At 64.7% G+C, this 11,507-nt stretch carries 11 protein-coding genes; 2 read left to right on the forward strand and 9 right to left on the reverse strand.

What is annotated here, in order from left to right; translation table 11 throughout:
- Window positions 1-9: 9 nt before the first annotated feature.
- From O4H62_RS08855 to O4H62_RS08875, 5 genes are all read right to left on the reverse strand, one after another.
- Window positions 10-1,299: a DUF3422 family protein gene (locus O4H62_RS08855; protein ID WP_269387115.1), complete on the reverse strand. Its 1,290-nt coding sequence runs from the start codon at window positions 1,297-1,299 to the stop codon at window positions 10-12.
- A 141-nt stretch (window positions 1,300-1,440) separates the two neighbouring features.
- On the reverse strand, window positions 1,441-1,809 hold the full coding sequence (locus O4H62_RS08860; RefSeq protein ID WP_269387117.1) for a DUF1850 domain-containing protein: 369 nt from the start codon (window positions 1,807-1,809) through the stop codon (window positions 1,441-1,443).
- Window positions 1,810-3,915: a TRAP transporter permease gene (locus tag O4H62_RS08865; RefSeq protein ID WP_269387119.1), complete on the reverse strand. Its 2,106-nt coding sequence runs from the start codon at window positions 3,913-3,915 to the stop codon at window positions 1,810-1,812.
- A gap of 93 nt (window positions 3,916-4,008) precedes the next feature.
- Entirely contained in the window at window positions 4,009-4,965 is a 957-nt protein-coding gene (locus O4H62_RS08870) for a TAXI family TRAP transporter solute-binding subunit (protein WP_269387121.1), read from the reverse strand.
- A gap of 227 nt (window positions 4,966-5,192) precedes the next feature.
- Window positions 5,193-6,590, reverse strand: coding sequence for a CoA transferase (locus O4H62_RS08875; protein WP_269387122.1), 1,398 nt, complete (start codon window positions 6,588-6,590; stop codon window positions 5,193-5,195).
- A 94-nt stretch (window positions 6,591-6,684) separates the two neighbouring features.
- On the opposite strand from O4H62_RS08875, the gene O4H62_RS08880 reads away from it, so the two are divergent.
- Both O4H62_RS08880 and O4H62_RS08885 read left to right on the forward strand, forming a co-directional pair.
- Window positions 6,685-7,863, forward strand: coding sequence for a citrate synthase family protein (locus tag O4H62_RS08880; RefSeq protein ID WP_269387124.1), 1,179 nt, complete (start codon window positions 6,685-6,687; stop codon window positions 7,861-7,863).
- Between the two features lie 87 nt (window positions 7,864-7,950).
- Complete coding sequence (locus tag O4H62_RS08885; RefSeq protein ID WP_269387126.1) at window positions 7,951-8,127, forward strand: YegP family protein; 177 nt, start codon at window positions 7,951-7,953, stop codon at window positions 8,125-8,127.
- Between the two features lie 97 nt (window positions 8,128-8,224).
- On the opposite strand, the gene O4H62_RS08890 is transcribed toward O4H62_RS08885, so the two are convergent.
- From O4H62_RS08890 to paaG, 4 genes are all read right to left on the reverse strand, one after another.
- On the reverse strand, window positions 8,225-8,827 hold the full coding sequence (locus O4H62_RS08890) for a TetR/AcrR family transcriptional regulator (RefSeq protein WP_269387127.1): 603 nt from the start codon (window positions 8,825-8,827) through the stop codon (window positions 8,225-8,227).
- A 4-nt stretch (window positions 8,828-8,831) separates the two neighbouring features.
- Window positions 8,832-10,142 (reverse strand): phenylacetate--CoA ligase PaaK, encoded by a 1,311-nt coding sequence (paaK, locus tag O4H62_RS08895; RefSeq protein WP_269387128.1) that lies wholly within the window; start codon window positions 10,140-10,142, stop codon window positions 8,832-8,834.
- Window positions 10,143-10,219: 77 nt separating this feature from the next.
- Window positions 10,220-10,663, reverse strand: a complete 444-nt coding sequence (paaI, locus tag O4H62_RS08900; RefSeq protein ID WP_269387130.1) for a hydroxyphenylacetyl-CoA thioesterase PaaI — start codon at window positions 10,661-10,663, stop codon at window positions 10,220-10,222.
- Entirely contained in the window at window positions 10,660-11,451 is a 792-nt protein-coding gene (paaG, locus tag O4H62_RS08905; RefSeq protein ID WP_269387131.1) for a 2-(1,2-epoxy-1,2-dihydrophenyl)acetyl-CoA isomerase PaaG, read from the reverse strand. The genes paaI and paaG overlap by 4 nt, the downstream gene beginning before the upstream one ends.
- Between the last annotated feature and the right edge of the window lie 56 nt (window positions 11,452-11,507).

Below are 11,507 nucleotides of genomic sequence, written 5' to 3' on the forward strand. Positions count from 1 at the left end.
CAGGCTGCTTTACGACTTGTTCGCGTCCTCGCTGCTGTCTTCGATGTCGTGATGCTTGCGGATCGAGCGCACCACCATCCAGGTAAAGCCGATCGCCACCGGCACGAACAGCGCCGACAACGTGCCGGCCTTGATCGGCAGTCCCAAGCCGTCGAGCGGTTTGGCCAGGTATCCGAACAGCCCGACGATGTAATAGGAGATGGCCGCGACCGAGAGGCCTTCGACCGTCTGCTGCATCCTCAGTTGCAGCTTCACGCGCCGGTTCATCGAACTCAGCAGCGCGCTGTTCTGGCGTTCGAGCTCGACATCGATCCAGCTTCTGAGCAGCGCCGTGGCGCGCGACAGCTTGCGTGACAGGTTCGCCTGCCGCTCCTCGATCGACTGGCAGGTGCGCATCGCCGGCGCCAGCCGTTTTTCCAGGAACGCTCCGATGGTCTCGAACCCGGGCTGCCCGGTTTCATTCAGCGAGGCGATCCGCTCGCGCACGATGTTGTAGTAGGCGCGGCTTGCGCCGAACCGGTAGAGGCTGAGTGCCGCATTGGCCTCGAGCTCGGCCGCAAGCGCGGTGATGTCGGCCAGCAGCGTGTCGGCATGCTCGCGCGCACCGGTCTTCATGCCTTGTGTGATCTTGGTCAGCCCGTCCTCGATCCGGCGCATCTCGGGCGACAGCGACCGCGCCAGCGACAGCCCCAGCGCCGCAAGCGTCCGGTAGGTCTCGATGTCGAGAAGCCGCTGCACCACCGCGCCGCGGCCGGCATCGGTCATGCCCTTGTCGATCACCAGGATGCGGGTGAGCCCGTCACCGTCCTGGCGGAAGTCGGTGGCGATCAGCGCCTGGCCGTCCTTGACATCGCTCAGGCACAGGCTGGTCGGGTCGAAACTGTCGAGTGCGGCTTGCGTTGCCGCTGAATCGGGCCGCACCTCCAGCCTCACTCCGGCAATCAGGCTGCCGGGCGGCGAGAACTGGTCGCCGAACGGATGCGTATCGAGCCCGTCGCCAAAGCTTGCCGGCGCCGGCGCATCCCAGAAATAGGTCGAGAATTCCGTGTGCCGTTCCCAGCGCAGGGTGCCCTGCCCCCAGCCCATGGCAAAATGCGCCGCATCCCGCCCCGGTGTCGCCAGGCCGCGCGCCCGGGCCAGTTCCGAAAGCACCGCATGGTCGACCACCGATCCGCCATCGGTCAGGAACGCCAGCTGAAAGATGACGCGTGACTTTCCCACCAGCGCAAATGGCCGCGCATGGATTTCTCCCAGCGCCTCAGCCCGCCCCTGCGCCATCGGAAATGAAAACCTGCCCATCGTGTCGCTGCCTCTTCCAACCGGGAATCCCCGGGACCATAGCAAACCTGCCGGGGTATCGGAGTGTGTAATGCTGCACTACACCATGATGCGAACCACTGCCACGTCGGCAACAAGCGACAATTCAACGCTGGCAGGTCATCAGCGCTCGCAAGGAGATATCCGTACCGGCTCCTGCGCCGTGGCGCCCAGCTCCATGCATTCACCTTCGTGGCAGAGCCTCCAGGCCGACACGGTCGCGCCGGAGGAGGCAAGGTTGAGCTGCGGGACCGCCGGCATCTCGGGCGACCAGACCCACCAGCCGTCTTCAAGCCTTGCGCCAGCGCCCGGATCCATGCCCGCGCCCGAGCCCTTGACCCGCGCCTCGGTGAGTTCAAGCCCCTGCGCTGTCACCTGCCAGCTCTCCGACCATTCGGTCTTTTCCACCGAATGGGTCCACGACAGCGTAAACAGCGTGGTCGCAACCACCACCATCTTGCCGCCAGCCGCAACACAGAGCGCGAGTGCCATTCAGGCCGCTGCCGCGCGGCCGCGCATTTGCCGCCAGGCGAGCCCGGCAAACAGCGCCGCCAGCGCAAAGCCGATCTCGTCGGTCAGCGGCAGCGAGGCAATCAGGGTAAAGGCCGCGACCATCCCGAGAGCCCGCATCGGCCAGCCGAGCGGACTGCCGAGGAAGCCGATCACCGCAGCCCCCCACAGCCCGATCGCCAGCGCCGTCTTGGCGACGATGTAGATCACCGCCGGCACGTAGCCGATCTCGGCCGCCAGCGGCCCGCCATCCTGCAGCATTAGCGCCGGCGTGTAGACCGCCATGAACGGAATGACGAAGCCCGCGGCGGCCACCTTGATCGCCTCCATCGAGATCTTCAGCCCGTTCTCCTTGGCAATGGGTGCTGCGGCAAAACAGGCGAGCGCCACTGGCGGCGTCAGGTCGGCGAGGATGCCGAAATAGAACACGAACATGTGGCTGACGATCAGCGGCACGCCCAGTTCCAGCAGCGCCGGCCCCGCAATCGACGAGGTGATGATGTAGTTCGGGATCGTCGGAATCCCCATGCCGAGCACGATGCAGGTGATCATCGTCAGCACCAGCGACAGGAACAGGCTCTTGTCGCCCACCGAGACGATGAATTGCCCGAACGTGTTGGCGGCACCGGTCAGCGTCATGGTGCCGATGATGATGCCGACCACGGCGCAGGCGACACCCACCGGCAGCGCCGTCTTGGCCCCTTCGGCCAGCGAATCCCGGCAGATCGCCAGTGTTTCTCTTCCACCCTTCGACAGCGCGTTCCAGCCGATCAGCGCCAGCACGGCCAAAAGGATCACCATGATGCCGAACTGCAGGAAGGCAGCCGCCACCAGTCCCAGTCCGATCCAGAAGATCACCCGGATCGCACCTTGCGGCAGTCCGAGCGCGATCGAACCGCCAAGGATCAGCAGCACCGTCAGCGCCAATCCCACCGTACCGGCAAACAGCGGCGTGTAGCCCGAAAACAGCAGGTAGATCAGCATCAGCAGCGGCAGCACCAGGTACCACTGCGCTTTCAGCGCCTTCATCGGCGACGGCAGTTCATCCTTGGGAAGGCCGATGAGATTGTGCTTGCCGGCTTCCAGATGCACCATCCAGAAGGCGGAGGCGAAATAGAGCACCGCCGGAATGATCGCCGCCTGCACCACCTCGTAATATTCGACGCCGAGCGTCTCGGCCATGATGAAGGCCACCGCCCCCATCACCGGCGGCATCAGCTGACCGCCCATCGACGAGGTCGATTCAACGCCGCCGGCGAAGGCGGCGCGGTAGCCGAACTTCTTCATCAGCGGAATGGTGAACTGCCCGGTGGTCACCACATTGGCGACGCCGGATCCGGAAATCGTTCCCATCAGCCCCGACGAGATCACCGAGACCTTGGCGGCACCGCCGCGCTTGTGGCCGACCATCCCAAGCGACACGTCGGTGAACAGCTGGATCATTCCGGCTTTCTCGAGAAACGAGCCGAACAGGATGAACAGGAAGATGAAGCTCGACGACACGAAGATCGGAATGCCGTAGATGCCTTCCGTGCCGTAGGCCATGTGGTCGATCACCTGGGCGAAATCATAGCCGCGGTGATCGAACGGCGCCGGCAGGTATTCGCCGAACAGGCAATAAGCCAGGAATGCCCCGGAAATGATCGGCAGCGCCGGCCCCATGATCACCCAGGCGGCGGCAAACACCGTGGCCAGAGCAATCACGCCCAGTACGATGTCGCGCGTCAACGGATCGCCCGCGCGCAGCAACAGTTCGGTATATTCGTACCATTGATAGAAGGCGACAACGACGCCAAGACCGGCCATGATCCAGGCCAGCAGCTTCACCGCCGGGCCGGATTTCCTGGCCAGGGCGACCAGCGGGAAGGTCAGCAGCATCAGGAAGCCGACATGGATTGCCCGCACCACCTGGCTGGCAAAATCGACGATATGGGCCGCCGTGGCAATCTGGAAAACCGAGAAGATCAGCGCCAGCCAGAACAGCAACCGCCCTTCACGTGTCGCCGGAAAGCTCTCCGCCAGCGGATCGTGCAGGCCGAGATCGGGTTGGTTTTCCGGAACCTGATGCGGCGTCTGGTCGTGAAGCATGCGATGTCCTCCCCAAGACACGAAATCCCGTGGCGGCCGCCTTCGTCAGGGGCCACCACGGTCAGATGATGATGCGAGCCGGTTTGCCCGGTCTTACATCAGGCCTTTTTCCTTGTAGTAACGCTCGGCGCCCGGATGCAGAGGCAGCGGCATGCCGTTGAGCGCGTTCTCCAGTTTGATCTGGGTTGCGGCCTTGTGCGCGGCCTCGAGTTCCGGAAGGTTCTCGAACAGCTGCTTGGTCATCTGGTAGGCAAGCTCGTCGCTGACATCGGAATGCGTGACGAGGAAGTTGACCACGGCCACGGTGCTGACATCAGCGTCCTGGCCGTTGTAGGTACCGGCAGGAATGGTTGCGGCGATGTAGGGTGCGCCAAGCGCCTTCACCACATCCTCGGGAACGGCAACCATCTGGATGTCGATCGAGGTCGACAGGTCCTTGATCGACGACACGCCGAGACCGGCCGACTGCAGCGTTGCATCCAGCTGGCGGTTCTTGATCAGCTCGACCGATTCCGCGAACGGCAGGTATTCGGTCTTCGACAGGTCGTCATAGGACATGCCCGCAGCACTGAAGATCTTGCGCGCGTTGAGCTCGGTGCCGGACTTGGCAGCACCCACCGACAGGCTCTTGCCGTTCAGATCGGCGAAGTTCCTGATGCCGGATTCCTTCGAGGCAACGATCTGGATGTAGTTCGGGTAGACCGCCGCAATGCCGCGCAGCTTGTCGAGCGGCGCCTTGAAACCGGCTTCCGGGTCGCCTTCCCAGGCGAGCTTGACGGAATCGCCGAGCGCCAGCGCCAGTTCGCCCTTGCCCTGCTGCAAGAGGTTGAGGTTTTCAACCGAAGCCTTGGTCGATTGCACCTGGGTGCGAACGCCATCGATCTTCTCGGCATAGATCTTCGACAGGCCGACGCCGAGCGGATAATAGACGCCCGAGGTGCCGCCGGTCAGGATGTTGACGAATTCGGAAGCCTTTGCGGGCGCCATCGACAGGCTCATGGCTGTCGCGGCCATAAGGGTGACAAGGCTTCTACGGTTGATGTTGATCATAAGGATCTCCTCCACTGTTTTCTGATTGGCGAGCACGCGGCTTCGCAGCACTCACTTGCGGGTATCCGCCTGCAACGAACGTGCCAGATCCTGTTCTACAGGAATTCAGCCATCCCGGGCAGGTCCGGAGTTCGATAGTGGCAATTTCTTGCCCACATGCAAGACCCAATGGGCACTGGGTTGCCCACCCCGCACCTATGGCGCGTTGTGCGAGCGTCCGGCAGCGTTCACCAGACCGGCTGCGACCGCCCCAGCTTTCCCGCAGGCCTGTCCCAGCGCATCACAGCGTCGCCGAGCATCAGCGGCGAGTTCAACCGCAGCGCCAGCCCCCAATCGGTCTGTTCGACGTCTTGCGCATAATCGGCCGGCTCCGCCTTGCCGATCGGGTCGGCAACCGGGCCTTGGCGATGCGCTGCCAGAAACCCGCCGACCCGTGCCAGCGACGTGCGCCAGCGTGAACCGGTACCCTGTGTCTGGCGAAGGGTCAGTCCGCGCACTGCGGCGGCAGCGAGCAGGTAGCCCGTGCCGTGGTCGAGCGCCTGCACCGGCAGCGGCACCGGCACCGGCCGGTCGGCCCCGGCGGCGGCCATGCCCGCTTCGGCAATACCGGAACTCATCTGCACCAGACTGTCAAACCCGCGCCGGTTGGCCCACGGCCCGCTCCAGCCATAGGCGTCGTGCGAGACGTCGATCAGGCCGGGACGAATACCGGCGCGAACTTCCGCTCCCAGTCCCAGCGCCTCCAGCGCATCGGGCCGGTAGCCATGCACCAGCACATCCGCTTCGGAAAGCAGCGCCTTGAAGCGCCCCCGCCCGGCCGTGTCCTTCAGGTCGAGCCGGGCGCAGCGCTTGCCGGGCGTCACGTCCGGAACCACGCCGGGTTCCTCCCAGGATGGCGGATCGATCCGCAGCACGTCCGCTCCGAACCCGGCGAGAAGCCGTGTCGCGACCGGCCCGGCCAGCACGCGGGTCAGGTCCAGGACCCTGATCCCCTTGAGCGGTTGCGCCGGATCGAATTCCCCGGCAAACGTCTCCGCAGTATCCCGCGTTTCCATCCGCATCAGCGGCTCCGCCAGCACCGCCCGGCCCTGCGGGTGCTCCGCCCATTCCTGAGTGCTGCGCATCACTGCCGCACAGCCGCCTTCGGCAACGATCGCGGCCTCCAGCTCGTCGCCGCGCCACTTCGCCACCGCCGCTGTCACCGCATCGCGTTCGGCCGCAGTTCCCAGCACCTTCAGCGCCGCCTCCCTGTGGTGAGGCGCGTTGGTGTGCAGCCGGATCCAGCCGTCGGCTGAGGCGTAGTCCCCGGCGACCGGATCCCAGGCCGGCGGCAGCACCCAGCCCTGCGGCGCGATCGAGAATCCGAACCACAGTGACGCCAGCCGCCGGTCGACGGCGACGGACGGTCGCCGCCCGGACCGCGCATCGCTCCATTCGGCGAGCGCCAGCCCCGCCGCCGCCACGGAAGCCGCCGCGAAATTGCTCACCGCAAAGACCGACGGCAGCGAGCCCCGGCCAGTAAATTCAACGTTTCCGGGCATCTCCGGCGTCCCGCCGAGCGCGCTCCAGAGCGCGGATGTCATCGCATCTGCGGATGTCGGCTCAGTTATTGATCTCTGCGGCATGGCAGGTCTCCTTTCCGGTTTCGTGCTTCACACAACCGCCAAACTGAGATATCGTCAATATTGATCATATAAATCAACTATCAGGTTTTCAGCCATGGCCGACTACATCGACGCGAAACAGGCCGCCGATCGCCTCAGCGTCTCCCGCCAGACGCTCTACGCCTATGTCAGCCGCGGCTTGATCAAGGCCGTGCCCGGCGACGATCCGCGTCAAAGCCGCTATCTCGCCGACGCCGTCGAGCAACTGGCCGAAACCAGGCGACGCGGCCGCAAGCCCAGGGAAATCGCCAAAGCGACGCTCGACTGGGGCATGCCGGTGCTGGAATCGGGACTGACGCTGATCGAGAACGGCGCGTGCTACTATCGCGGACAAAGCGCCGTGGAGCTCTCGCGCACCGCCGCGCTCGAGGACATCGCCGCCCTGCTCTGGCAGTTGCCTGTGGGGAGCGCCTTCCCGCGCCGCGCCCCTCTTACCATCAAGGCTTATCTCGAACTGGCTTCCCAGGTGGGCGATGCATTGCCGGCCGAAACGCTGCTGCCGCTATTCGCGGTCGCCGCGCGTGACGAACCGACCTCCGCCTGGCGAACCGATCCGGCAGCGGTGGCGCGTGGCAGTGGCGACCTGGTCCGCATCCTCGCGGCCTGCGCACTCAGGCAGGCGCCCACCTCCGCACCGGTCCACCAGCAACTCGCTGCAACATGGGGCGTCGACGCGGCAGGCGCCGATCTGATCCGCCAGGCACTCGTCCTCTGCGCCGATCATGAACTCAACGCCTCCAGCTTCACCGCCCGCTGCATCGCCTCCACCGGCGCCTCGCTGAAAGCCGTCATCGTCGGCGCGCTCGCGGCCCTCAGTGGAGTCAAGCACGGAGCCACCACCACAAGCGTCGAATCCCTGTGGACCAGCATCGATCCCGACGCCCCGGCGAAAAGCCTCCGCGACCGGCTGCAGGCCGGCGGCTCGCTACCGGGCTTTGGTCATCCGCTCTATCCGGACGGCGATATCCGCGCCAGGGCGCTGCTTTCGGCAATCGGAGATGATTTTCCTGAAGCCACCCGGCTGACGGCGGCCGTCGACGATCTGACCGGCACGGCGCCCTCGATCGATTTTGCGCTTGTCGCGCTCAGGAGATATCTGCGGCTGCCCGAGGGTTCAGCCTTCCTGCTCTTCGCCATCGGCCGCTCGGTCGGCTGGATCGCCCACGGGCTGGAGCAACGCACCACGAACCAGTTGATCCGTCCGAGAGCGCTTTATACCGGAGAGCGGCCCTGAGGCGGAAGCAGGTTTTCGGCCTTGTGAACACCACCGCCAGCTGGCACTTTGCTGATGTATGATTCACACCGCAGGGAGAGGGAGCAGATGGCTCACAAGTTTGAAATCTACAAGGACAAGAAGGGCGAATTCCGCGTTCGCTTCAAATACAACAACGAGATCATGTTCTCGACGGAAGGGTATTCGAGCAAGGCCAGCGCCCAGAACGCCATTGACTCGATCAAGAAAAACGGCCCCGCGGCCCCGGTCGAAGACAACAGCTGAATTCAGGCCGGGGAACGGGGACAGTTTACTTTTGGCGCAATATCCAATGGGGATGGTCTAACGGACCCTGAGCGCTGAAAGTAAACTGTCCCCGATGTTATTCGCACACCGCCGGCAGTCCGCCGATCACGAGATCCGCGACGATGTCGGCATAGGCGTCGCGGTCGACCGGCCCGCCCGGCTTGTGCCAGAGATAGAACCAGTTGAGCATGCCGAACACCGACATCGTCACCGGCGCCAGAAGCTCCGGTCGCGCCCTGAACCGCTCGGGTTCGATCTCGCGCACACACTCCGACATGCAGGCGACCAGCCGCCGCTGCAAGGCGCGCAGGTGGATCTGGTTGTCTTCGGGCAGCGACGATAGCGCATCGAGCTGCACCTTGTGCTCGGCGTCGGAATCCCGGTAGGCGATCAGGATGGCGCGGACCAGCGCACGCAGCCGCCCGGAGCGCGATCCGGGCTCGGCCGCGGCCGTCTCCACCACGTCGACCAGCGCCGTCAGATGCGTATCGAGAATATCGAACAGAAGCGCGTCCTTGGACGGATAATAATGATAGATCAACGCCTTGGAGACGCCGCAGGCATCCGCCAGCTTGCCCATCGAGGCCCGGTCAAAGCCCTGTTTCGCGAAGAAGGACGCGGCGGTCTTCAGGATCGCCTCGCGTTTTGCCTCGTGATCCTTGGCGATTGTCCGGGCCATGGCCTCAGGTCCGGTTCCGGTTGTCGACCACGCGCTTGGCCTTGCCCTCGGAGCGCGCCACCTTGCCCGGTTCGGCGACATTGATCCGGGCGGTGACCCCGACCACGCTCTTGATGTGATGCGCCAGTTCCTTGCCCGACACCGTGCGCGCCTCTTCGGACGCACTGGTGACGGTGCACTCCACGTGAACCGTCATCTGATCCATGCGGCCGCTGGTGCTCAGCTCGATCTGGAAATGCGGCGCAAGCCCTGCGCATTTGAGGATCTGCTCCTCGATCTGGGTCGGGAACACGTTGACGCCGCGCAGGATGATCATGTCGTCGGACCGACCGGTAATCTTTTCCATCCGCCGCATAGACCGCGCCGTGCCGGGCAGCAGCCTTGTCAGGTCGCGGGTGCGGTAGCGCACCATCGGCAGCGCTTCCTTCGACAGCGTTGTGAACACCAGTTCGCCGATCTCGCCGTCCGGCAGCACTTCGCCGGTCACCGGGTCGATGATCTCGGGATAGAAATGATCCTCCCAGATATGCAGCCCGTCCTTGGTCTCGACGCACTCGTTGGCAACCCCCGGCCCCATCACCTCGGAAAGCCCGTAGATGTCGACCGCGTGCATGTCGAAGGCCTGCTCGATCTCGCTGCGCATCGAATTGGTCCATGGCTCCGCCCCGAAGATGCCGACGGCCAGCGAGCTCTCGCGCGGATCGATGCCCTGCCGGCGGAACTCGTCGAGGATCGACAGCATGTAGGACGGCGTCACCATGATCACCTGCGGCTTGAAATCGGTGATCAGCTGCACCTGCCGCTCGGTCATGCCGCCCGAAATCGGCACCACCGTGCAGCCGAGCCGCTCGGCCCCGTAATGCGCACCGAGACCGCCGGTAAACAGCCCGTAACCGTAGGAGACATGCACGATATCGCCGGGACGCCCGCCCGAGGCCCGGATCGAGCGCGCCACCAGATCAGACCACATGTCGATGTCGGCCGCGGTGTAGCCGACCACGGTCGGCTTGCCGGTGGTTCCCGACGAGCCGTGGATCCGCACCACCTTCTCGCGCGGCACCGCGAACATGCCGAAGGGGTAATTGTCCCTGAGATCGATCTTGGTGGTGAACGGAAATTTCGACAGGTCGGCCAGCGTCTTCAGGTCATCCGGATGCACGCCCTTTTCGTCGAACGACGCCTTGTAGTGCGGCACGTTCTCGTAGGCATGGGCCAGCGACCATTTCATCCGTTTGAGCTGCAGCGCGGAAATCTCGTCGCGCGAGGCGGTTTCGATCGGATCGAGACTTGCCCGGTCGGGCGTCAAATCAAGCATCGGGTTCTCCAGCAATCCCGGGGCGGCGGTTTGCGTAAAACCGGCGGCCCTCTCCCAAATTCTGTTCGGCCACCGCCTCAGGCGGCGGGCTCCTCGAAATGCGTGCCCGGTATGGTCCGCGACAGGCCGCGGAACTCGGCGATCGTCACCCCGTCCTGCCGCGTCACGCTGACATCGTAGATGCCGGAGCGGCCGGCGAGCGACACCTCGCGCGCCGTCGCGGTCAGCCGGTCGCCTTCCCGCCCCGGCGCCAGGAACGTCACCGAGCAGTGCTGCGCCACGGTGATCGTGTTGCGGCTGTTGCAGGCGAATGCGAAGGCGCTGTCGGCGAGCGTGAAGATCGCGCCGCCATGGCAAGAGCCATGGCCGTTGAGATGGTCCTTGCGCACCAGCATCGACAGCGTCGCCGTACCCGGTCCCACCGCGTCGATGGTCATGCCCATACCCTTGGTGGTGTAGTCGTCTTTAAACATTGCCTCCGAGGATCGCTCGGCGCGTTCCTGATCCGAGATCGCGTTCATTGGCTGCCCCCGAATTTCGGCTCGCGCTTTTCAAGAAAGGCCCGCACGCCCTCGGCGTAATCGGCAGAGAAGCCGGCCTCGCGCTGGGTCTCGGCTTCCAGATCGAGATGCGTGTCGAGCTCCTGCCCGGCGGCCGCCTGGATCAGGCCCTTCATCAGGCCGAGCCCGAAGGTCGGCCCGATGGCAAGGCGGGCGGCCAGCGCTCGCGCCTCGTCCATCAGCTCGGCATCGTCATGGGTTTTCCAGATCATGCCCCAGTGCTCGGCCCGCTCGGCGGTCACCGGCTCTGCGGTCATGGCGATCGCCTTTGCCCGCGCCTCACCAATCAGCCGCGGCAGCATCCATGAACCGCCGGCGTCGGGAATGAGGCCGACCCGGGAAAACGACTGGATGAACTTGGCGCTGCGCGCCGCCAGCACGATGTCACAGGCGAGCGCCAGGTTGGCCCCGGCCCCGGCCGCCACCCCGTTGACCGCGCAGACGACCGGCTTTTCCAGCGTCCGGATGCGGCGGATCAGCGGATTGTAGAACCGGGTCAGCGTGTCGCCGAGATCCGGTGGACCATCCATCTTGGACGGGTCGCGCGCCGACAGGTCCTGCCCCGCGCAGAAGCCGCGCCCCGCTCCGGTCAGCAGCACAGCCCGGCAGCGCGCATCGTCCCGCGCCGTGTCGAGACAATCCGCCAAAGCAAGGTGCATGTCGTCATTGAAGGAATTCAATCGATCCGGCCGGTTCAGCGTGATTTCCAGCACGCCGCCGTTCCAGGAATGTAGTACCAGTTCACTCATCGCAGGAGTCCTCCTGAAAATAATGGTTGCATAAGCCGACCGGTTGGTCAATTAAT

This window comes from Parahoeflea alexandrii (genome assembly GCF_027214025.1).
In the GTDB taxonomy this organism is placed as follows: Bacteria; Pseudomonadota; Alphaproteobacteria; order Rhizobiales; family Rhizobiaceae; genus Hoeflea; species Hoeflea alexandrii_A.